The sequence below is a fragment of the Pseudomonas brassicacearum genome (assembly GCF_000585995.1).
In the GTDB taxonomy this organism is placed as follows: domain Bacteria; phylum Pseudomonadota; class Gammaproteobacteria; order Pseudomonadales; family Pseudomonadaceae; genus Aquipseudomonas; species Aquipseudomonas brassicacearum_A.
Map to the genome: position 1 here is coordinate 2,305,153 of NZ_CP007410.1, position 23,104 is coordinate 2,328,256.

Below are 23,104 nucleotides of genomic sequence, written 5' to 3' on the forward strand. Positions count from 1 at the left end.
CGGCTTGTCGTTGAGTTTCGCGACAGGTCTGTAGCGCAACTTCCTACACATTCCGCCTTCCGCCTATTCCTACAGGCCCAACGCAGCCCTGCATTCATCGATGGAGCGCTGTTGCGTCTCGGCATACAGCCCCAACTCATCAATGGTCGCGCGCCCCAGCGCCTCTTCAAAAGCCTGGCGATTGGACTGTCCGGCATAGCGATTCTGGGCGGCATCGCCGAGGTTCGACTGGAAGATACCGGCGGCGCTGACCGGCAGGAAGTCCTCGTACACCAAGGGCTCGGCGCGCAGGTATTGCTGCTCCAGCAACTGTTCCAGCGAGGCTGTTTGCTCGACGCTGCCCTTGGCGGCGAGGCCTTTTGGCGTCACGAAATAACGAAAGTACGCCAGCGCCTGTCGACGCAGTTCATCGTGGTTGTCGGGGAATTGGGCAAAGTGTTCGCCCATCAGCGTGTTGTAGCGTTCGGCGTTGGCTTCGTTGGGGAAATCCCCCAGCGCATCCCGTGCGGCGTTCAGGAGTTGATCGTAGAGCGCGCGCCCCTTGGGCGTGAGGGCCGCGCCCCGTTGCTCGATTTCGCCAAAACGGGCGCTGTGGCTGCCTTGGGATTGTGGCTGGTCGGTGAAACTGACGGACTCATCGAGCGCCTTGAAACTGGTCTGGCGCAGCAGGATCGGGCAATGGCGACGGGGCGGGCCTTCGATCACGGCTTTGGGCGTGATGCCGTGCACGGGCATCTGGGCCTGGACGATGTCGATGTCCAGGGTGCGTGGCGTCAGGTGATTGATATGCGGACCCTTGAAGGCCACCACATCGGCGATCAAACGATGTTGGGTGCTCAGCTGCCGATACTGCTCGGCCGTGACCGTCGCGCTGTGGTGCCAGCGAAACGTTTCCAGCGCCTGTAGGACGAAGTCCTCGGCTTGTGGCGCCGTCAGGCCGCCCTGGCGTTCGGCGAGGTCGATGAGTTCAAGCGCGGTGGGGGTAAAGATCTGCCGCTTATCCAGCACCGATTCGGCAAAGGCCCGAAGCTCGGTGTTCTCGATCAGTTCCAGGCGCAGCAGCGAGGTAAACACCCGGAACGGGCTGATCTGCAAGGCGGTTTCATGCACGGCGCGAAATGCCGTGGAATGCACCGGCACCCCGGCCGGCGTGAGGTCGTAGTAACCCACCGGCTGCATGCCCATGACCGCGAACAGGCGACCCAGAGTGGTCAGTTCTGCGGCGGTGCCGACGCGGATCGCGCCGTGGCGTTCGAGGTCCAGGCGCTGGAGTTCGCCGGTGCTGCGCAGGTGTTCGGCCAATGACGGATTGTCTGCCAGCACCTGGGCATTGGTTTGCTCCACCAGCTTCATCAATGCGCCGTACAGCGGTACCTCGTCGCGGTACATGCCGGACATCGCTTTGGAGAAGCGTTGGCGGATCAGGTCGGGACTGACGAAGCTCATTGTGAAAGTTCCTGGTTCGGGCGGTGGGAAAGTTGAGCGAAAGATCGCAGCCTTCGCCAACGCCGACAAACGAAGAATCTTCAGGACTTCATTCTGCCAGGGACTGATCCAGCTACTCGATCCAGTGCCGCATGAGCAGGCAGCCGGTCACTGCCCCAACCCCTTGAGGAATTCGCGATACAACGCTGCGGTTTTCCCCGGCTTTTCAATCATGGGCAGGTGACCGACCCCGTCCCAGATTTCCACCCGCAAATCGGCGATGCCCTTGCTCCACACGGGCACGCTGCTGACGTCGATCACGCGGTCCTGACGACCCCAGAGCAACAGCGACGGGGCACGGATGTCAGCCAGGTGTGGTTCCATCGGCGGACTGGCGCGAAAGTCGCGGTAGATCTCTGCCAGTTCCTCCCGGCGCTGTATGTAGCGCTCGGCCAATGCTGCCATCACCATGCTCGGCACCCAGGGCGGCGAGGCCATGGTCATTGCGTAGAAGGGCGCGAACTCTTCCCTCGAGTGCACAAGGGACGGGTTATGGCCGGCGGCGAGCTGGCGGTCCATGTCGCTGGGCTGGGGTGACGTGACGCCGGCCGGATTGAGCAGCGCCAGGGTCAGCACGCGTTCAGGCGAAGTGGCCGCCAGCCACGCGGCGAGATGACCGCCCATGGAGTTACCGATCACATGGACCTTGTCCAGGCCACAGGCGTCGAGCAACTCGATCATTCGCCGGGCCTGGGTCGGGATGTCATAGCCGCCGCCGGCCTTGAAGCCGGTTTCGCCGTGGCCGGGCAGGTCGGGGATCACCACCCGGTAGTCGCCGACAAACTGCCGGGCAACGCGCAGCCAGAGTTCCTTGTCGCCGCTGTAGCCGTGCAGCATCAGGATATTGCCGGGTGCCTCATAGGGCCCGCCTTGCCAGGTCGACACAGTCATCTCGCTGATGGGCACGGTGATTTTTCGCAGCCGGTAGAGGCGTGCCTCCAGGGCCATGCTCGTGTCGTACAGCACATGGCCGATGCCTGGGTATGTCAACCAGCTCCAGGCGATGAACACAGCAAGAACCACCAACAACACCAGCATATTTTGCCCTCCATGGGTCACGAAAGAATGTGATCGGCCAGCCTGAGTCGACGGGTCAGACAGTGATAAGTGAAGCTGAAACCGGGGAACATCGCGATGACGTGGCCGCTTTTGCTTTGATACCAGCTGTGACACCCGCCGGATTTCCACACGGTGCGTTGCATCTCCCGGTGGATCATCTCGGTGTAGCGCTGTTCGGCCGCCGGCCGCACTTCGATGCTACGCAGGTTTTGCCGGTTCAGGGTGCGAATACAGTCCAGGATGTAGTTCATCTGTGACTCGATGATGAACAGCGCCGAGGTGTGGCCACTGCCGGTGTTGGGTCCGGTCACGATAAACAGGTTGGGAAAGTCCGGCAGGCTGGTGCCCAGGTAGGCGCGCGGGTATGGAGCCCAGGCCTCGCGAAGGCGCCTGCCGTTTTTGCCGGTCACCGGGTAGGGAACCACCCCGTCGGTGGCATCAAAACCTGTCGACCAGACGATCAGGTCCAGCTCGATGTGTTGGCCGTTCCGGGTGAGGATCCCGGTTTCGTCGAGGGCGGCGATGCCTTGCTCTTGGCCGTGCACGCTGACATTGGCCCGGCACAGGGCTGGATACAGCGTATTAGACAGGATGACGCGCTTGCAGCCGATCAGGTAATCCGGGGTCAAGCGGCGCCGCAGGTTGGCGTCCGGCACTTGGCGTTCGAGCAATTTCAGGGCCTGGCGCTGGACCATACGCACCGCCGGCCGTGAGTACTTGAAGGCAATCACCCGGGTTTCGAATTGCCAGTAGATCGACCAGCGCAACAGCGTGCGCATCGGTGCCAGGCGCAGCAGCCAGCGTTCGAAGCGGTTGAAGGTGTGATCGGGGCGCGACAACACCCAGTGGGGCGTGCGCTGGAATACGTGCAGGTGCTCGACCTCCGGTGCAATGGCGGGAATCACCTGGGCGGCGCTGGCACCACTGCCGACAATGGCGACGCGTTTGTGGCGGTAGTCGTAGGCGTGGTCCCAATGATTGGTGTGAAACGTCTTGCCCTTGAAGCGCTCCAGGCCTTCGAACGGAGGGATCACCGGTTGGCTGAGGGGCCCTGTGGCGTTGATCAGGAACCGTGCCCTGTAGATGCCTTTGCTGGTATGGACGCTCCATTGCCTGGCGAGATCGTCCCATTGCGCCTGTTCGACATTCGCCCCCAATTGCACTTTGTCTCGCAACTTGAAACGCTCGATCACTTGCTGGGTGTAGTGGTGCAGTTCCGCCTGTCCGGCGAACATTTGGCTCCACGCGTAAGCGGCGAACGACAGTGAATACAAAGGCGACGGCACATCCACCGCCGCGCCGGGGTAGGTATTCTGGCACCAGGTACCGCCCAGGAAATCCCGGCGTTCCAGCAGTAGGAAATCCTCAATGCCCTCCTTGAGCAGATTGACCGCCGCGCACTGGCCTCCAAACCCACTGCCGATGATCAACACCTGATAACTGCCCATGGACCTCCTCTGGGGTGATTTGCTGATTCCCCTGTCATGTATAGCCAAAATCCAGGGAGAGCCCAGTTTTGGAAGAGAATAAATACCCCTTCATTGAGTAGTGGCTATTTGATGGTGCCCTGATAGACTCCAGGCAACCCATCCCGATAACTTGGGAAACCCCGGTGCAGAGGCCTCTATGCAGAAAACGGGAAAAAAGGGACGCACGCTCGCCAGGAGGCTCTATATATCGCGCATCCTGGGCTTGGCGCTGGGGTTGCTGCTGGTCAGTGCCGCCCTTTATCCTCTCGATCCGCCGCGGTGGGTCTGGGTTTTTATGCTGCTCAATGGTCTGCTTTGGCCACACTTGTCCTATTTATTGGTCCGGCATCGCGCGGCGCCGTACCATGCAGAACTCCTTAATTTATTGATTGATGCGTTTCTTGGCGGCTTCTGGGTCGCGGCGATGCAGTTCAACCCACTGCCTGCGGCGGTCACGTTGGCGATGATGGCCATGAACAACGTCGCCATTGGCGGCTTGCGTTTCCTGCTCGTCGGGGCGGTGGCCCAAGCGGCGGGCATTGTCGTAGGCATGATGTTTTTTCCCCTGGCCAGCGTGCCCATGACCAGCCCGGCGCAGATCTACGCCTGTTTGCCCCTGTTGTGCCTGTATCCGATGGTGCTGGGTTGGTTCTGCTTTCGCCAGGCCGACGCCCTGGGCCGGCAAAAGCGCGAGTTGCTGGCCCTGAGCCGTACCGACAGCCTGACCGGGTTGCTCAATCATGGCGCCTGGAAAGACAGGCTCAACGAGGAGTTCGAACGCTGCCGGCGTCACCCAAAAGACGGGGCAGGGCGCGGCGCGATTGCATTGATCGACATCGATCATTTCAAAGCCATCAATGACACCTATGGCCATGTGACGGGTGACATCGTGCTGCGTCGGCTCGGCAAAATGCTCAAGCAAAATCTGCGAGCCGCCGATGTAGCTGGCCGGTATGGCGGTGATGAGTTCTGCGTGATTCTGCCGGACCTGACACTGGCCAACGCCGTGCACGCCATGGACGGTTTGCGCGAGCGCTTCACAATGCTTGGCTATGAGCAAAACCCGACGTTGAAGGTGAGCTTGAGCATTGGCCTGGCGGCCTTCGACCCGGATTATGGCGACGCGACCCTCTGGCTCAACGATGCCGACCTGGCGCTTTATGAAGCCAAGACCACGGGGCGCAATCGGGTCACCTGCCACCGGCCCCGACCGGTATTGGAGGCGTCGGCGATTTCTCTTTGAGACGATCAATGAGCGCCTGCGATCTAGAGCCTTGGGCCATAGTCGGGTAGGGTTGCCAGGGCACTCTCCCGATACGGAACAAGGATGAAATCATGACGATTACCCCGCTTCGCTCCCGTCTGGCCGTCAGTCTCGGCCTGAGCCTGGCCCTCGGCGTTTTCGCCCCCGTTGCTTTCGCACAGCCCCATCAACAAGTCCTGACCGACGCCGAACAGTACAAGGGCGAGGCCCTGAAACTGCTCGAGCGGTTGGTGAACATCGACTCCGGTTCCGGGTATGTGCCGGGGTTGACCCAGGTCGGCGACATAGCCATCGACGAATTGAAAAAGCTGGGCGCCACCATCGAGAAGGTGCCTAACTCCGACGGCACCGAACATATCCTGGCGACCTTCAAGGGCACCGGTAAGGCGAAAATCCTGCTGATGGCGCACATGGACACGGTGTTCAAGGAAGGCTCGGCCGCCGAGCGTCCCTTCCACATCAAGGACGGCCGGGCCTATGGGCCGGGGGTGATGGACGACAAGGGCGGCATCGTCGCCGGGATCTACGCGTTGAAGGTGCTCAAGAACCTGGACTTCAAGAACTACGCACAGATTACTTTCCTGCTCGATGCCAGCGAAGAAACAGGCTCGGACGCTGCCACTGACCTGATCAAGAAAACCGCCAAGGCCCATGACGTGACCCTCAACCTGGAACCGGGTCGCCCGGCCGACGGCTTGGTGGTCTGGCGCAAGGGCAGTGCCACGGCGCTGGTGGAAGTCAAGGGCAAGGCGGCCCACGCCGGTGTCGCGCCGGAACTGGGACGCAATGCGGCGATGGAAGCCGCACACCAGATCCTGCAATTGGGCAAGCTCGGCGATGCGCAGAAGAAAACCACCATTAACTTCACGGTGCTCCAGGCCGGCGACCGGACCAACGTGATTCCCGACAAGGCCAGCGCCAAGGCCGATGTGCGGGCGGCGGTGCCGGAAGAATTCGACCGCATCGAAAAAGACCTGGCCCGCGTGTCGCAAGACAAACTGATCGCCGACACCGAAGTCACCACCAGCCTCAAGCGCGGCCTACCGCCGATGCCACAAACGGCGGAATCGGATCGCTTGATGGCCATGGCCCAAGGCATCTATGGCGAACTGGGGCGCAAGCTCACCGAAGAAGGCAGCGGCGGGGCGGCGGACGCTAGCTTGTCGGCCGGGGTCGGCACGCCGACGCTGGATGGCTTCGGCATCGTCGGCGGCAATATTCACACGCCTGAGGAATATGCCGAGGTTGAGAGCGTGGTGCCCAGGATCTATCTGCTGTCGCGGATGATCATGGAGTTGGCGGGGCGGTAACGCACTATGCCGTAACGTCGAACGCCAACAGGGTGAACGCCTCGAAACCTTGTGGGAGCGAGCTTGCTTGCGAAAGCGATCTGTCTGTCGATCAAGTGTTGGCTGACAAACCGCCTTCGCGAGCAAGCTCGCTCCCACAGGGAAATGCGCTATGTCGACGGACGCGCTTCGACTTTGTCCAGCGCGCGGTTTGCCAGCTGTCCACTCAATTCGATCAATTGCTGGATGCCCAGGGCAATGTGGCGCCTTGAGCCTTCCAGGTCGAAGGTCAGGTCGCTGAGCATGGCGTTGGCCGAGGCCAGGGGTTCGCTGAGGTTGGCAAGCAGGGCTTCGGTGTCGACACCGTTGATGACGGTGGCGGCTATACGCAGGTTGGTAGACCGGGTACCAAGGCAAACCCAGCGCGCCACAAGGGCGCCCCGCGCACAGCCGCCATAACAAACCTGCCGACGAAAATCGTCAACGGCAGTATTTGACGGAGCTGTGCGCCTTAGTTTACCCGGGCTACCAAACCCGATCGCTGATTTGTCAGCGACCGGAAAACGATAGAGCCGGGCCTCCAGGCGCACAAGCCGGCGGATTCTGGCGTAGTTGTAGACAATGGCGCAAGGCGGCGGGGCTTGGTCCTACATCGAAATCAGCGGGATAAACACACGGCTCTTGTGGCGAGGGAGCTTGCTCCCGCTCGGCTGCGCAGCAGTCGTAAAACCGGCTGATGCTGTCTGCCTGAAAGGCCGCGTCAGTCCATTTTGGGGCGGCTTCGCCACCCAGCGGGAGCAAGCTCCCTCGCCACGGGAATGGGGTTTGCCGTGGGAGAGGTGTCCGGCCTTTGGACCCTAGTAAACCCAAACCTCCACCCGCCGATTCCTGATCCGTCCTTCATCTTCACTATTGGCCGCCACCGGCATCAGCGCGCCGAAGCCGCGCACTTCCCGCAAGGTCACGCCGTACTTGACCAGTTCACGTCGCACCGCCATGGCCCGCAGTTTGGACAGAAGATCCGCCCGCGCCGGGTCGTCCTTGGCGTCGCCGAAACCCACCAGCGTCACGCGGCGCTCGGTCTTGCCGTGTTTCTGGATGTAGTCGAGCACCCGGCCCAAGTCCTGATGAGCCTTGTTGTCGAGGTTGGCGCTGCCTTCTTCGAAGCGGAAATTCACCGTCAGGCGCTGGGCATGGCGGCTCAGGGCTTGGTAACCCTCGGGCATCAATGCATTGGGTGTGACGGCCATGGCCTGGACGGTTTGGGCGATGAAGCCGTTGGCCGCGACGATGGCCTGGCCTTTTTCACTTTGGGTGAACTCAACCAGTGCCGTGGCCCACGGGTTGGTTTCCCGGGGAGGTAAATAGAAGAACAGCCGGCGGGACAGGGGGTAGTCCTCTGTGGCGATCAGGTGGTTCAGCGGCAACATCGGTTGCGAATCGCCGTCGACAATCGCCAGGGCCTTGGCTTGGCGTACGTAGGGCAAACCGATGAAACCGATGCCTTGCGGGTCCTGGCTGACCGCGTCGGACAACTGTTCGCTGGATTCGAAGCGCCGCGCTGTGGGATCCAGCCGCTTGCCGTGTCGGCCAAGTACCAATTCCTTGAAGGTATCGTAGGTGCCGGATTGTTCATCCCGGGCATACAGATGAATCGGCCCGCCAACGCCGCCCACCGCTTCCCAGGTTTTCGCCTCGCCGCTGAATATCCGCGCCAATTGCGCGGTATCAAGCTGACGCAACAGGTTTTGCGGATGAAGAATAATCGCCAGGCCATCGATGGCAATGACCTGCTCGGCCGTGGGACTTTTCAGGTCGCCGAGGGACGACAATTCCTTCAGCTCGCTGTCCTTGATCGGTCGGGACGAGGCGGCCAGGTCGGCGCTGACCTGCTTGAGGGCGGCGAATCCGGTGCTGGAACCGTGGGCGGCAATGTCGATTTGCACACGCCGGCCGTCGGCGGTCTGGCCGACGATGCGTTGCTCGTTGTCGCGGCCGGTGATTTCGGCGCTGACGTTGAGCAGCTCCTGGTTTTCCATCAGCCCTTTGACCAGGGCCGGTCCCAGGGTCGCGCCGATGGTGTTGGAACCTTGCAGGCGCAGGGCCGGGCCGGACGCGGGAAGGGGCAGGCCAGGGACGGGCGCGCGTTCGGCGCAGATCGCCAACGGCAGCCACAACGCCATTATCCAGACCACGCACAGACGCATGCCGACACCTTCAGATCCCAGGGAAGTGCCGGGAGAATAAGTCAGACAGATGACTGAACGATGACAAGGCGATTGCGCCTCAGGCCAGTTCGGCCACCAGGCGTTCGATCAAGGCGCGCACGCGCCGGGGCTGGACGCGGGCGGTCGGGTAGACGATTTGCAACTGCGTGCTGCCGGCGGTGAAGTCCGGGAACAACGCTACCAGCCGCCCACTCTCGAGGTCGTCACGCACATCCCAGATCGATTTGAGGCTGATGCCATGTCCGTCCAGGCACCACAGGCGCACCAGGCCGCCGTCATTGGCGATTCGCCGGCCCTGGACCGTCACCCGATGCACCTCACCGCCGCGGCTGAAGGTCCATTCCCGCGCGGTGTTGACGCCCAGGCGCATCACCAGGCATTCGTGCCGGGCCAGCTCGGCGGGATGCGTCGGTGTGCCGTGCCGCGCCAGATAAGCCGGCGCGGCACAGACCACGCGACGGTTTTCCCCCAGTGGCCTGACCCGCAGTGAGCTATCGGCCAGGGCGCCGTAGCGGATGGCGAAGTCGAACCCCTGGCTGACCAGGTCCACGTAGCCATCACCCAGGTTCAGATCGAGGCTGACGCCGGGGTGCTCGTCGAGAAAGCGCGACAGGATCGGTTCGATGTACTGGCGGCCCAGGTCTTGCGGGGCACTCAGGCGGATCGGTCCGCTGAGGGTCTGGGTGCCAGCGTGGATGCTGCTGTGCAACTCACCGGCCTCGGCCAGCAGACGTCGGGCCCCTTCGACCAGCAGCCGGCCTTCGTCGGTCAGGCTGATCGCCCGGGTGGTGCGATTGAGCAGGCTGGCACCGTAATAGGTTTCCAGCGCAGCAAGCCGCTCCGAGACCGAGGCCGGGGACAAGCCTACCTCCCGACCAGCAGCAGACAAGCCGCCTTTTTCAACGATGAGCAGAAAAAGCTCGAGGTTTTTCAGGAACATTATTCGTTGGTTCCGAAATGTATTTTCATCAGTGGATCAATTATCAGGAAACCCCGCAAGGTCTACCTTAAGCGCCTCAGACGAACACACCGCAGCGTTTAAATCAGGAGTCCTGCCATGGCCATCCCCGAGGCACCCGATGCCACTCACAATCCCGAACGCAGGACCTTTCTGGCCCAGGCGAGCGCCAGCCTGCCCTGGCACGGGCGGCGCTGGAGTTCGCAATTTGCGATGAGCGGCGAAGAAGAACGTACGTTTTTGCGCCAGGCCGCGTAGAGGGTGCAGGAGCTCACCGGACAGCCCGTCACCGGCTACAACTGCAGGTGCGGGTCTGGGATGAGTTCCTGTGTCACGTCAAAAGCCACCCGGGCGTGGCGTTCATGCGCAAGGACGACATTGCCCGCTACACCCGGGCCGGCCCGCTGTCCTTGCGAGAGTCGCAAACCTCTGAAACCTGTTCCATAACCCCGGGCCGCAGTGAGTTGCCCGGCCCTTGATCGATACGAAGGAATCCACCATGTCGTTATCATCCCTTGCCATGCCCGGCGGCTTGCGCCTGGCCGGTTTTCTCCTGACCCTGAGCCTGTCGCTGGGGGCTGCGGCCGCCCCCGATGCGCTCGTGCAGCCGCAAAGCCTGGTTGTCGACCGCAGCCTGTCCGAGCAGCAGGCGGCGTCGATGATTCTTGCGGCCCGGCGCTACGACACGTTCTGGCACACCGGCGACGAAGCGCTGGCCCGTGAAGCCCTTGCGCCAAACTTCATCGACAAGACGCCGCCCGCCGGGCGCAAGCAGGGCCCGGAGGGTCCGTTGCTGGCGTCGCGGGCCTTGCGCAGTGCCGTGCCGGATCTCAGTTGCGTCGTGGAACAGATGTTGGTGGCGGGGGATAGGGTGGTGGTGCACCTGCGCTTTCGTGGGCATTTCACCGGCACTTTTGACCAACGCAAGGGTGCGGGCCAGGCCGTGGAGTTCATCGCCACGGATATCTACCAGGTCGAGCAAGGCAAGATCGTCGCCAACTGGCACATCGAGGACAACTTGACCCTGTTCAAGCAACTGGGCGTCCTCTGACAGACCGGCTCGCCACTGCGGCGAGCCGTTTTCTGGCGGGTCAGCTCAATTGCAACCAGATCGGCGCATGGTCCGAAGGTTTCTCCATGCCCCGCAGTTCATAGTCGACGCCGGCATCCTTGACCCGTGGTAGCAGGCCATGGGAAGTGAGGATCAAGTCGATGCGCAGGCCACGCTTGGGCTCGTCTTCAAAACCGCGGCTGCGATAATCGAACCAGCTGAAACGGTCGGCGACGTCCGGGTTCAGGTGGCGGAAGCTGTCCACCAAGCCCCAGTTCTTCAGGCGGGCCATCCACTCGCGTTCTTCCGGCAGGAAGCTGCATTTACCGGTTTTCAGCCAGCGCTTCATGTTGTCCGGGCCGATGCCGATGTCGCAATCTTCCGGGGAAATGTTCACGTCGCCCATCACCACCACGGGCTGATCGTTGCTGAAGCGGCTTTCCAGCAGTTGCTGCAGATCGCTGTAGAAGCGTTCCTTGGCCGGGAATTTGGTCGGGTGATCGCGGCTTTCACCTTGTGGGAAATAACCGTTCATGATGGTCACCGGCACGCCGTTGGCATCGGCGAAGGTGCCCCAGATGAAGCGGCGCTGGGCGTCTTCGTCGTCGCCTTCGAAGCCTTTATACAGACTCAGCGGCGCCTGGCGGGAGAGCAGGGCGACGCCGTAGTGGCCTTTTTGCCCGTGGTAATGCACGTGGTAGCCCAGAGCCTGGATCTCGGCCAGGGGGAATTGTTCGTCGTGGACCTTGGTTTCCTGCAGGCCGATTACGTCCGGCTGATGTTTCTCGATCAGCGCCGCCAGCTGATGGGGACGGGCGCGCAGCCCATTGATGTTGAAGGAGACGATCTTCATGGTCGGCAGTCCTGGCAAAACTGCGATGCTAGCTGACATGTCGGAACTGAGCCAGCGTGGCAGTAGGACAAATGCGCTGCTAATGTCCTGTGGGTGTAGGAACGATCGCAACCCAATCGGGTTCGTACTCAATAAGAGCAGGGCCTCATCGAGCCTCGCCCCAGGAGATCTACCGTCATGCCTGAAACCGCCACCGCCATTGCCGACATCCATATGCTCGACAGCGGTTACTCCCGCGAAGCGCGTTCATTGCTGTACCAGGCTTATCGCCATGAGCCGACCTTCAGCTTCCTGTTCGAGTCCGAGCGGCCCGGTTATGAACATCGGGTGCGGGCCACCGTACGCGAGCTGGTCAAGCAGCATTTTCTCCAGGACCTGCCGGCCATCGGCCTGCTGGTCAACGACCGTTTGATTGGCATCGCCCTGATCGCTCCACCGCAACGGCGACTGGGTATCACCGAAAGCTGGGCCTGGCGCCTGCGCATGGTGTTGAGCACCGGTTTTCGCTGCACCCGGCGCTACCTGGATTACCACGCGGCGGTGGCGGCGTGCCTGCCGTCGGATGCGGTCCATGTGTTGCCGCTGCTGGGGGTTCATCCCCAGTTTCAGGGCCAACACTTTGGCGAACAGTTGCTCGAGGCGGTACACAACTGGTGTGCGGTGGACGAAAACTCCCAAGGCGTGGTGCTAGACACCGGTAACCCACGTTACCTGGAGTTTTATAAACGCCAGGGCTACGAAGAAATCGGTGAGATTGCGGTAGGACCTGTCCGCGAACATGTGTTCTTTCACGCCAACCCCCAAGTCTTGCAAAGCGCAACGGCGTAATCGGGCGAACTTTTGGGAAATGTCCGGCTCTATCAGGCTTCCAAGCCCGTGATAGCATCCGCGCCATGAATTTCCCAGGACGAATGACCAGTGGCGCGCTCTTGCTGTCCCTCAGCTGCGCGGCGCTGGCACAAAGTGAATTGGATGTACGGGTCAAGCCGTCCAACGACGAACTCAAGGCCAATGTAGAAGGGTACATTGGCGGCGTGGGCGATCGTGACGAAGAGGCCTTGCTGCGCTTCAGTCGTGGCGCCGAGGAACAGGCGCGCAAAGCCGCCCAGGCCCTGGGCTATTACCAGCCGCAGATCGACAGCGAGGTCAAGGGCGGCAAGGTCCCGCGCCTGGTGCTGACCATCGACCCCGGCGAGCCTGTGCACTTGCGCAATGTCACCGTGCGCATCGATGGCCCGGCGGCGTCCCTCAAGGCTTTTCGCGTACCTGATAACGCCGCCCTCAAGCCTGGTGCGGTGCTCAACCATGGCCGTTACGAGGACGCCAAGCGACTGATCCAGAACCAGGCGTCGCGTTATGGTTTTTTCAGCGGGCGCTTCGTCAGCCAACAGTTAAGGGTTGATCCCCAGGCGGGTATCGCCGACATCGAGTTGATCTACGACAGCGGCCCGCGCTACACCTTGGGCCCTGTGCACTTCGAAGGCGACACCCCACTGGACGAAGACCTGCTGCAACGCATGGTGCCGTTCAAGGTGGGCACCGCGTACGACTCCGAACTGATTGCCGAGCTCAACCAGGACCTGCAGTCGAGCGGTTATTTCGAAGGTGTCCGAGTGGATGCGGCACCCACCGCCGCCACCGATAACGTGATCCCGGTGGCAGTCAAGCTCGACACCCGCAAGCCGCGCACCATGGGGCTGGGCCTGGGGTTCTCCACCGACGTCGGCCCGCGGGCCAAGGCCAATTGGACGCGCCACTGGGTCAATGCCCAGGGTCACAGTTACGGCTGGGAGACGGAAGTGTCGGCGCCTCGGCAGAACGTCGGCCTGTGGTACGACGTGCCGTTGGACCCACCGCTGACCGACAAGCTGCGTTACGCCGGCGGTTATCAATATGAAGAACTGGCCGACACCGACAGCCTTAGCAAGCTGCTGACCGTGGGCCCGGAATGGCACAGCAAGTTGCCCAGCGGCTGGCAGCGGGTGGTGTCGCTCAAGTGGCAACGCGAGGAATACCGCCTCGGCGACGATGCGGGCTTGAGTACGTTGCTGATGCCCGGTGTCAGTTATTCCTACCTGCGCAGTGACAACCGCATCGACCCCCATAACGGCTATCGCCTGCAATTCGATGCCAAGGTGGCCAAGGAAGGGCTTGGGTCGGACAACAACCTTTTATATGGCACCGCCATGGTCAAGGGGCTGACCACGGTGTTCGACAAACATCGTCTGCTGGCCCGGGCCCAGATTGGCGGCAGCGCCACCAATGGCTACAAATCCATTCCGCCGTCACTGCGCTTTTTTGCCGGTGGCGACCAGAGCGTGCGCGGTTACGACTACCAGAGCCTGTCGCCGGAAAACTCCGAAGGTGATCGCATCGGCGGTCGCTACATGGTCGCCGGCAGCCTCGAATACCAGTATTCAATTGCGGAAAAATGGCGGGTGGCGACTTTTATCGACCAGGGTAACTCTTTCAATAGCCTTGAATTACCGAGCCTCAAGACCGGTGTGGGCGTCGGCGTGCGCTGGGTGTCGCCGGTGGGCCCGATCCGCCTCGACCTGGCCCATGCGATGGATGACGAAGGCGGCATTCGCTTGCACTTTTCCATGGGGCCCGAGCTGTGACGCGTGGTTTGAAGATAACGCTGCTGGCGCTCGCCGGGTTGCTGGTGGCGCTCGTACTGGCCTTGAGCGTTGTGCTGGGCACAGCGTTCGGCAGCCGCTGGGCCCTCGGCCTGGTGCCAGGGCTGAACGTGGAGAATTTCCAGGGGCGGCTGGGTGGGCAGTGGAGCGCCGATCATCTGCTGTGGCAGCAGGACAGCAGCCGGGTGGAGCTGGATCGAGTGATTTTCGCCTGGTCGCCGCTGTGCCTGACGCGCATGACCCTGTGCATCGAACAGCTCAAGGCCGACAAAGTCAGCCTGCAATTGCCTCCGTCTGCCGATGAGCCCAGCAGCGGGCCGATCACCTTGCCGGACCTGGACTTGCCGGTCGCCATTGAATTGGGCGAGGTGCAGATTGGCAGCCTGTTGTTCAACGGCAGCGAACAGCTCAAGGGCTTGCAACTGGCCGCTCATTGGACCGCCCAGGGCCTGCAGATCGACTCGGTGCAATTGCAGCGCGACGAACTGAGCCTGAAGTTGTCCGGGTTGCTGAAACCGGGCGGTGACTGGCCCTTGCACGCCGAGGGGCAGCTCACTTTGCCGGCACCGGGCGCCACGCCCTGGCGGCTGGACCTGAAAGTGGACGGTGATCTGCTCAGGACCCTCCATCTCAACGCCGACAGCAGCGGCTACCTGCAAGGCCGATTGATCGGTGAGCTGCAACCCTTGGCGGACAACCTGCCGGCCAAGGTGCGCATCACCGCCGACGGCTTCAAGGCCAGCGCCGACCTGCCGGAGACCTTGGTGCTCAATCAGCTGGAACTGACCGGCGAAGGCGATCTGAAAAACGGCTATCAACTGCTCGGCAAGGCCACGCTGCCCGCCGAGAAAGGCCCGGTGGGGTTGTCGCTACAAGGCAAGGTGGATGCCAACGGAGCCCAGATCGCCGGCCTGGACCTTAATGCCGATGACCAGCAAAGCCTCAAGCTCACCGGTCAGTTGGACTGGCGCGAAGGCCTGAGCGCCGAAGCGAAAATCGCCTGGCTGGATTTCCCCTGGCATCGCCTCTATCCGCTGATCGACGAGCCGCAGGTCACGCTGCGCAGCTTCAACGGCGAGGTGTCCTATACCGACGGCAAATACCTGGGCAATTTCCAGGCTGCGCTGGATGGACCGGCCGGAGCTTTCAGCCTGGACAGCCCGTTCAGCGGCGACCTGACGCAGATCTTCTTGCCGCAGCTCAAGCTCGCAGCCGGGCAGGGCAAGGCTGAAGGGCACCTGAACTTGCAGTTCGCCGACGGCATCGCCTGGGACACGGCGCTGCAACTGTCGGCGATCAACCCGGCGTACTGGCTTGGCGAGCTCCCCGGCGCCCTGGCCGGGCCGTTGCGCAGCAAGGGCTCGATGAAAAACGACAGCCTTGCCCTCGATGCTGACCTGGACCTCAAGGGCAAGCTGCGCGGCCAACCGGCGTTGTTCCAGGCCAAGGCCAGCGGCGCCGGTGAGCAGTGGAACCTTAGTGCGCTGGATATCCGCCTGGGGGATAACCGCATCAACGGCACCGGCAGCCTGCAACAGAAACTCAGCGGCCAGATCGACATCAAGCTCGCGCGCCTGGCCCAGCTCTGGCCGCAATTGCGCGGCCAAGTCATGGGCCGTGTCGATGTCGCCGGGACGCTGAAGGCGCCCCAAGGCAAGCTCGGCCTGCAAGGTTCGCAACTGGCGTTCCAGGACAATCGTCTGCAAAGCCTGAACCTGGACGCGACCCTCGACAGCGCGCAGCGCGGCAAGGTCGATCTCAAGGCCAGCGATATCCGCGTCGGCGAAACCTCATTGGGCGTCCTGACGGTCAGCGGCCAGGGCGACATCAAGCAGCAAAGGTTGAACCTGGACCTGCAAGGGCCGCAACTCGACACGACTCTGGTGTTCGATGGCGCGCTCGACCAAGGCAACTGGCGCGGGCGCCTGGCCAGCGGTGACGTGCAGGCTGGCGGGCAAGCGTGGCGCTTGCAGGCCCCGGCGAAACTGGAGCGCCTGGCCAATGGCACGCTCAACGTTGGTGCCCATTGTTGGCGTTCCGGCCAGGCCAGCCTGTGTGGCGAAGACCAACGCCTGATGCCGGAGCCGAAGCTGCGTTATCACCTAAAGCAATTCCCCATCGAAAGCCTGGCCCAGTGGATGCCCAAGGATTTTGCCTGGCAGGGCCAGCTCAACGCTGAGCTGCAATTGGATCTGCCGGCCAGCGGCCCGAACGGCCGGATCCTGGTGGACGCCAGCAGCGGCACTTTGAGGATCCGGGACAAGGACCGCGACAAGGCGCAGTGGCTGGACTTTCCGTACCAGACCTTGACCCTCGACAGCCGCCTGACCCCCACGCGCATCGACACCCAGCTGAATTTCGTCGGCGCCAAGCTGGGCGAGCTGATGCTCCAGGCGCAGATCAACCCGCTGCCGGCCAGCAAGCCATTGAGTGGTTCGTTCCGCCTGACGGGCCTGGACCTGTCGGTGGCCCGGCCGTTCCTGCCGATGGTGGAAACCCTCGCCGGCCATCTGAGCGGCAGCGGCACATTGTCCGGTGGTTTGCTGACGCCCCGGGTCAACGGCAACCTGATGCTCAGCGACGGCGAAGTGTCTGGCCCGGAACTGCCCATCAGCCTTGAAGCCTTGCAGGTGCGGGCAATGATTACCGGCGAAGCGGTGCAACTCAACGGTGACTGGAAAAGTGGCAAGAGCGGGCAGGGTAGCCTGAGCGGACGGATCGCCTGGGACGAGGCGCTGACCATGGACCTGGCCCTCAAGGGTTCGCAATTGCCGGTCACTGTCGAACCCTATGCGATGCTGGACGTGGCGCCGGATCTTCATATCACGATGCAGGGCGAGCGGCTCTCCATTGCCGGCAAGGTCCTGGTGCCCAAGGGCGAAATCACCGTCCGCGAATTGCCGCCGTCTACCGTCAAGGTGTCGGATGACACGGTGATCGTGGGTCACCAGACCGAAGAGGGCAAGACGCCGCTGGCCATGGCGATGGACATCGACGTGATCGTCGGCCAGGAGAAGCTCGCGTTTTCCGGGTTTGGGCTGACGGCCAACGTGCAGGGGCAAGTCCACATCGGCGACAACATGGACACCCGCGGCGAACTCTGGCTCAACGACGGCCGCTACCGGGCCTATGGGCAACGGCTGACGGTGCGCCGGGCCCGGCTGCTGTTCGCCGGGCCCATCGACCAGCCCTATCTGGACATCGAAGCGATCCGCCAGACCGACGACGTAATTGCCGGTATCCGCTTGAGCGGCAGCGCCGAACAGCCGACCACGCAAATCTTCTCGGAACCGGCCATGAGCCAGGAACAGGCTTTGTCCTACCTGGTGCTGGGCCGGCCGCTGAGCACCACGGGCGAGGACAACAACATGCTCGCCCAAGCCGCCTTGGGCCTGGGGTTGATGGGCAGCTCGGGCGTGACCACCAGCCTGGCCAGCAACCTGGGGATCGAGGACTTCCAGCTCGACACCCAGGGCAGCGGCGACACCACCAGCGTGGTGGCCAGCGGCAACCTCTCGGAAAAACTCAGCCTACGCTATGGCGTCGGCGTGTTCGAACCGGCCAACACCATTGCCCTGCGCTACAAGCTGAGCAAGAAGGTCTACCTCGAAGCCGCCAGCGGCGTCGCCAGCTCCCTGGATATCTTCTATAAGCGCGATTTCTGAAGCCTTCCCAAAATCCCATGTAAGGCCAATCCCCTGTGGGAGCGAGCTTGCTCGCGATAGAGGCGTGTCAGTCAACAACGATGTTGAATGTCATACCGCTATCGCGAGCAAGCTCGCTCCCACATTTGCTTCCCCACAGATTTTCTGCGTTTGTCTGTTAGTGCATAGCAACCTATCTATTTGTTTGACATTTGCTGCCTAAGCAGTAATATCTCGACATACATTCACTGCCTAGGCAGCAAACGGTGGTCAGATGAAGCATTTCACCCCAGACAATTTCCACAATTGCCAGCTCGGCATGCTGCTCGGCCGCGCTGCGCTGCTCAAGGACCGGATCATCGATACCCACATGGAACCCGTCGGCATCACTGCCGCGCAGTTCAAGGTATTGATCATCATGGCCCAGCACGGCATCGACACGCCGGCCGAGCTGTGCCGCTACCTGTCCCTGGACAGCGGCTCGATGACGCGCATGCTCGATCGCCTGGAACAGAAAGGTTTCCTCGCCCGCCAGCGCTCGGTGGATGACCGTCGGCAAGTGCTGCTGGTGCTGACCGAAGCCGGCCAAGCCCTGGCGGATCGCCTGCCGGTTATCGGCGCCGATGCCATGAACCAGTTGGCCAACGCCATCAGCCGCGAGGAGCTGCAAACCCTCGAACAGATCCTCAAGAAAATTCTGCTCGCCGCCGGTGATCCCATCACCGTGTTGCGATTGGGGGACAAATGAAACGTAAAACCTTGCGAACTCGCATAAGTCTGCTGTTGTTGGCCATGAGCCTGGCCGGCTGTGCCAGCTACAGCGGCTTGAAGACCGAAGGCGTCAGCCTCGAAGCCCAGAGTCTCAAGGCTGGGCAATCCCTGAACGGTGTCACCTTGTCACCGGCCTCCTGGCCGAAAAGCGACTGGTGGAAAAGCCTCGGCGATCCGCAACTCGACGGGCTGATTCGTGAAGCCTTGCGTGACAGCCCAGACATGCAGATCGCCAGTGCCCGGGTGCATCAGGCGAGTGCCGCAGCCTATGCCGCCAACGCCGCGCGTATGCCGACCCTGGATGCCAGCGGCAGTGTCAGCCGTTCGCGCCTGGCCCGCGACCAGGATCCGCAGGGGCAGGGCGGTGCCTACAGCACCCTGCGTTCGCTGAGTGTCGATTTCAATTACAACTTCGACCTCTGGGGCGGCCAGCGGGCCGCCTGGGAAGCCGCCCTGGGCCAGGCCCGCGCCGCCGAGATCGATCGCCAGGCCGCGCAGCTGACCCTGGCCGCCGACGTGGCCCGGGCCTACAGCGACCTCGGCCAGGCCCACATCATTTATGACCTGGCGTCCGAGGACCTCAAGCGCACCCGGCAAATGCTTGACCTGAGCAAGCGCCGCCTTAACGCCGGGATCGATAGCGAATACCAGTTCCAGCAGACCGAAAGCCTGGAAGCCAGCGCCGATGCGACCCGTATCGACGCGGAGAAACGCCTGCAAAGCGCAAAAATCGCCCTGGCGGTGTTGTTGGGCAAGGGTCCGGACCGTGGTAACGAAATCACCCGGCCCAATGTGCTGCAATCTAGCGCGGTCGCCCTGCCGTCGAACCTGCCGGCCGAGCTGCTGGGCCGCCGTCCGGACCTGGTCGCGGCGCGCTGGCGGGTCGAGGCGGCGGGCAAGGACATCGAGGCCGGCAAGACCAACTTCTACCCCAACCTCAACCTGAGCGCGGCGGCGGGGGTGCAGTCGCTGCTGGGCGATGCGATGTTCGGCTCGGCCAGTCGCTTCTTCAATGTGGCGCCCACCGTGTCGTTGCCGATCTTCGATGGCGGCCGTTTGCGGGCCGACCTGGATGCCCGGGACGCCGACTACGACATGGCGGTGGCGCAGTACAACAAGAGCCTGGTCAAGGCCCTTGGGGATGTCAGCGACACCATCAACCAACTGCGCGACATCGCGCGGCAGATCGGTGCCCAGCAACATGCCACCGATATTGCGCAGAACTCCTACGACACCGTGGTTCAGCGCTACGGCTCCGGCATCGGTAATTACCTGGACGTGTTGAGCATCGAGCAGCAATTGCTCCAGGCCCAGCGCCAACTGGCGAACCTGAATGCCGAACAGATCGATTTGTCGATCCAGCTGATGCAGGCCCTGGGCGGTGGTTTCGAACCCCAGGCCCTGGCTGCGGCCACGCCGGCCTCCACCACGCCGAATAACTGATTCGAGGTACTTGTCATGGCCACTGCCGAAACGACTCAATCCGAACATACTCAAGACAGCAACAACCCGCGCAAGCGCAAGGTGATGCTGGTGGCCCTGGCGGTGATCGTCATCCTCGCAGGCGTGGGCGTCTGGGGCTGGCATGAACTGTATGGCCGCTGGAACGAGAGCACCGACGATGCTTATGTGAACGGCAACGTGGTGCAGATCACGCCGCTGGTCACCGGCACCGTGGTGAGCATCGGTGCCGACGACGGTGACCTGGTGCGAGAAGGCCAGGTGCTGGTGCAGTTCGATCCGAGCGATGCCGAGGTCGGGCTGCAAAGTGCCCAGGCCAACCTGGCCCGGACCGTGCGTCAGGTGCGTGGCTTGTACAGCAACGTCGACGGCATGCGGGCGCAGGTCAACGCGCAAGAGGCCGAAGTGCAGAAGGCCCAGGAGAACTACAACCGACGCAGGAACCTGGCAGCCGGCGGGGCGATTTCCCAGGAAGAACTGTCCCATGCCCGGGACGACCTGACCTCGGCGCAAAACGCCCTGGCCAATGCCCGGCAACAGCTCAAGACCACCAGCGCGCTGGTGGATGACACGGTGGTTTCGTCCCATCCCGATGTGCAGTCCGCCGCCGCGCAATTGCGCCAGGCGTACCTGGCCAATGCCCGTAGCACCCTGATCGCGCCGGTCACCGGTTATGTCGCCAAGCGCACCGTGCAACTGGGGCAGCGGGTGCAACCGGGCACGGCGCTGATGGCGGTGATCCCGTTGGATCAGCTGTGGATCGACGCCAACTTCAAGGAAACCCAGCTGCGCGACATGCGCATCGGCCAGCCGGTGGAGATCGAAACCGACCTGTACGGCAGCGATGTGAAGTACAGCGGCACCATCGACAGCCTCGGTGCCGGGACCGGCAGCGCGTTTGCCTTGCTGCCGGCGCAGAACGCCACGGGCAACTGGATCAAGATCGTCCAGCGGGTACCGGTGCGCGTCCATGTCAATGCCCAAGAGCTGGCCAAGCATCCGCTGCGGGTAGGCCTGTCGACCCAGGTCAACGTCAACCTGCACGACCAGAGTGGCCCGGTACTGGCGCAACAGCCACCGCAGAAAGCCTCGTTCAGCACGCAGATCTACGACCGGCAACTGGCCGACGCCGACGCGATGATCACCCGCCTGATCCATGAGAACAGCGCGGCTGCCAGTAAGACGGTGCAACGCTGAGCACTGTCGCAGGCCGGCCTCTGCATCAGCAGGATGGTGCAGAACCCTGTGGGAGCGGGCTTGCTCGCGAATGCGCAGTATCAGCCAACACAGATGTTGAACGTGGAATCGTCTTCGCGAGCAAGCCCGCTCCCACAGGGTTTGTGTCCTGACCTAGACGATTTCACCACCTTCGCTTCATAGGATTTCGCAATGAGCAATAACGCGTCTTTCACGCCGCCCAGCCTGTTGCTCAGCACTATCGGGCTGTCGCTGGCGACGTTCATGCAGGTGCTCGACACCACCATTGCCAACGTCGCCTTGCCGACCATTTCCGGCAACCTGGGGGTGAGCTCCGAGCAGGGCACCTGGGTGATCACCTCGTTCGCGGTGAGCAATGCCATCGCGTTGCCGTTGACCGGCTGGCTGGCCCGGCGGTTTGGTGAGGTGAAGCTGTTTTTGTGGGCGACCCTGCTGTTCGTGCTCGCCTCGTTTCTGTGCGGTATCTCCACCTCGATGCCAGAGCTGATTGGTTTTCGCGTGCTCCAGGGGCTGGTGGCCGGGCCGTTGTACCCAATGACCCAGACCTTGCTGATTGCTGTGTATCCGCCGGCCAGGCGCGGCATGGCCCTGGCGTTGCTGGCGATGGTCACGGTGGTGGCGCCGATTGCCGGGCCGATCCTCGGTGGCTGGATCACCGACAGCTACAGCTGGCCGTGGATCTTCTTCATCAATGTGCCTATCGGGGTCTTCGCGGTGATGGTGGTGCGCCAGCAGCTCAAGGCGCGGCCGGTGGTCACCAGCTACCAGCCGATGGATTACGTGGGTCTGATCACGCTAATCATCGGCGTCGGTGCGCTCCAGGTAATCCTCGACAAGGGCAACGACCTGGACTGGTTCGAGTCGAACTTCATCATCATGGGCGCTGTGATTTCGGTGATTGCCCTGGCGGTGTTCGTGATCTGGGAAATGACCGACCGGCATCCGGTGGTCAATCTCCGGTTGTTCGCCTATCGCAACTTTCGCATTGGCACCATTGTGCTGGTGGGGGGCTATGCCGGATTCTTCGGCATCAACCTGATCCTGCCGCAGTGGTTGCAGACCCAGATGGGTTATACCGCCACCTGGGCCGGACTGGCGGTGGCGCCGATCGGGATCCTGCCGGTGTTGATGTCGCCCTTCGTCGGTAAGTACGCCCACAAATTCGACCTGCGCCTGTTGGCCGGGCTGGCGTTCCTGGCCATCGGCTTGAGCTGCTTCATGCGCGCCGGGTTCACCAACGAGGTGGATTTCCAGCACATTGCCCTGGTGCAGTTGTTCATGGGCATCGGTGTGGCACTGTTTTTCATGCCGACCTTGAGCATCCTGATGTCGGACCTGCCGCCCCATCAGATTGCCGACGGCGCGGGGCTGGCGACGTTCCTGCGGACTTTGGGCGGCAGCTTTGCCGCATCCCTGACCACTTGGATCTGGATCCGCCGGGCCGACCAGCACCATGCCTACCTGAGCGAAAGCATCAGCACCTTCGAGCCCGCCACCCGCGAGGCGCTCAACCAGCTCGGCGGCGCGAGCACGCCGGCCTATGCCCGGCTTGATCAGGTCCTCACCAGCCAGGCGTACATGCTCTCCACCGTGGATTACTTCACGCTGATGGGGTGGGCGTTCATGGGCTTGATCGTGTTGGTGTGGCTGGCGAAGCCGCCGTTTGCGGCGAAGGCGGGGCCGGCTTCGGCGGGGCACTGATCCAGAAGTGAAAT

General features: G+C 62.5%; 17 protein-coding genes and 1 pseudogene. 11 read left to right on the forward strand and 7 right to left on the reverse strand.

Translation table 11 applies throughout. The features are described from left to right. Positions 1-69: 69 nt before the first annotated feature. The 3 genes from CD58_RS10060 to CD58_RS10070 form a co-directional block, all read right to left on the reverse strand. Positions 70-1,446, reverse strand: coding sequence for a VOC family protein (locus tag CD58_RS10060; protein ID WP_025212885.1), 1,377 nt, complete (start codon positions 1,444-1,446; stop codon positions 70-72). Between the two features lie 147 nt (positions 1,447-1,593). Beyond that, a complete protein-coding gene (locus tag CD58_RS10065; protein WP_025212886.1) occupies positions 1,594-2,523 on the reverse strand; it encodes an alpha/beta fold hydrolase in 930 nt (309 codons plus the stop codon). A 17-nt stretch (positions 2,524-2,540) separates the two neighbouring features. After that, positions 2,541-3,992, reverse strand: coding sequence for a flavin-containing monooxygenase (locus tag CD58_RS10070; RefSeq protein ID WP_025212887.1), 1,452 nt, complete (start codon positions 3,990-3,992; stop codon positions 2,541-2,543). A gap of 178 nt (positions 3,993-4,170) precedes the next feature. Between CD58_RS10070 and CD58_RS10075 the strand changes: the two genes are divergently transcribed. Continuing rightward, entirely contained in the window at positions 4,171-5,256 is a 1,086-nt protein-coding gene (locus CD58_RS10075; RefSeq protein WP_025212888.1) for a diguanylate cyclase, read from the forward strand. Positions 5,257-5,348: 92 nt separating this feature from the next. Further along, the gene (locus CD58_RS10080) at positions 5,349-6,587 is read left to right on the forward strand and encodes a M20/M25/M40 family metallo-hydrolase (protein ID WP_025212889.1); all 1,239 of its coding nucleotides are present in this window, start codon (positions 5,349-5,351) and stop codon (positions 6,585-6,587) included. 149 nt (positions 6,588-6,736) lie between these two features. Here the strand turns inward: CD58_RS10080 and CD58_RS10085 are convergent. The 3 genes and pseudogenes from CD58_RS10085 to CD58_RS10095 all read right to left on the reverse strand — a co-directional run. Next, positions 6,737-6,943, reverse strand: a pseudogene (locus tag CD58_RS10085) (DUF6124 family protein); the annotation flags it as partial. A 480-nt stretch (positions 6,944-7,423) separates the two neighbouring features. Next, entirely contained in the window at positions 7,424-8,749 is a 1,326-nt protein-coding gene (locus tag CD58_RS10090) for a substrate-binding domain-containing protein (protein WP_049866949.1), read from the reverse strand. A 103-nt stretch (positions 8,750-8,852) separates the two neighbouring features. Continuing rightward, a complete protein-coding gene (locus tag CD58_RS10095) occupies positions 8,853-9,734 on the reverse strand; it encodes a LysR family transcriptional regulator (RefSeq protein ID WP_025212892.1) in 882 nt (293 codons plus the stop codon). 117 nt (positions 9,735-9,851) lie between these two features. Between CD58_RS10095 and CD58_RS31410 the strand changes: the two genes are divergently transcribed. Further along, positions 9,852-10,010 carry a hypothetical protein gene (locus tag CD58_RS31410; RefSeq protein WP_235195298.1) on the forward strand — a complete coding sequence of 53 codons (159 nt, stop codon included), beginning with the start codon at positions 9,852-9,854 and terminating at the stop codon, positions 10,008-10,010. 241 nt (positions 10,011-10,251) lie between these two features. Beyond that, entirely contained in the window at positions 10,252-10,803 is a 552-nt protein-coding gene (locus CD58_RS10100) for an ester cyclase (RefSeq protein ID WP_025212893.1), read from the forward strand. Between the two features lie 40 nt (positions 10,804-10,843). On the opposite strand, the gene xthA is transcribed toward CD58_RS10100, so the two are convergent. Then, positions 10,844-11,656, reverse strand: a complete 813-nt coding sequence (gene xthA / locus CD58_RS10105) for an exodeoxyribonuclease III (protein ID WP_025212894.1) — start codon at positions 11,654-11,656, stop codon at positions 10,844-10,846. Positions 11,657-11,833: 177 nt separating this feature from the next. On the opposite strand from xthA, the gene CD58_RS10110 reads away from it, so the two are divergent. The 7 genes from CD58_RS10110 to CD58_RS10140 all read left to right on the forward strand — a co-directional run bounded on the left by CD58_RS10110 (position 11,834) and on the right by CD58_RS10140 (position 23,090). Next, positions 11,834-12,484: a GNAT family N-acetyltransferase gene (locus CD58_RS10110; protein WP_025212895.1), complete on the forward strand. Its 651-nt coding sequence runs from the start codon at positions 11,834-11,836 to the stop codon at positions 12,482-12,484. Between the two features lie 65 nt (positions 12,485-12,549). Beyond that, complete coding sequence (locus CD58_RS10115) at positions 12,550-14,277, forward strand: autotransporter assembly complex protein TamA (RefSeq protein ID WP_025212896.1); 1,728 nt, start codon at positions 12,550-12,552, stop codon at positions 14,275-14,277. Next, the gene (locus tag CD58_RS10120; RefSeq protein ID WP_025212897.1) at positions 14,274-17,960 is read left to right on the forward strand and encodes a translocation/assembly module TamB domain-containing protein; all 3,687 of its coding nucleotides are present in this window, start codon (positions 14,274-14,276) and stop codon (positions 17,958-17,960) included. The genes CD58_RS10115 and CD58_RS10120 overlap by 4 nt, the downstream gene beginning before the upstream one ends. A gap of 253 nt (positions 17,961-18,213) precedes the next feature. Next, positions 18,214-18,687 carry a MarR family winged helix-turn-helix transcriptional regulator gene (locus CD58_RS10125; RefSeq protein ID WP_025212898.1) on the forward strand — a complete coding sequence of 158 codons (474 nt, stop codon included), beginning with the start codon at positions 18,214-18,216 and terminating at the stop codon, positions 18,685-18,687. Further along, on the forward strand, positions 18,684-20,153 hold the full coding sequence (locus CD58_RS10130; RefSeq protein WP_025212899.1) for an efflux transporter outer membrane subunit: 1,470 nt from the start codon (positions 18,684-18,686) through the stop codon (positions 20,151-20,153). Before CD58_RS10125 ends, CD58_RS10130 begins: the two co-directional genes overlap by 4 nt. A 15-nt stretch (positions 20,154-20,168) precedes the next feature. Continuing rightward, positions 20,169-21,368: an efflux RND transporter periplasmic adaptor subunit gene (locus CD58_RS10135; protein ID WP_025212900.1), complete on the forward strand. Its 1,200-nt coding sequence runs from the start codon at positions 20,169-20,171 to the stop codon at positions 21,366-21,368. A 192-nt stretch (positions 21,369-21,560) separates the two neighbouring features. After that, positions 21,561-23,090, forward strand: coding sequence for a DHA2 family efflux MFS transporter permease subunit (locus tag CD58_RS10140; protein ID WP_025212901.1), 1,530 nt, complete (start codon positions 21,561-21,563; stop codon positions 23,088-23,090). The last annotated feature ends 14 nt before the right edge of the window (positions 23,091-23,104 follow it).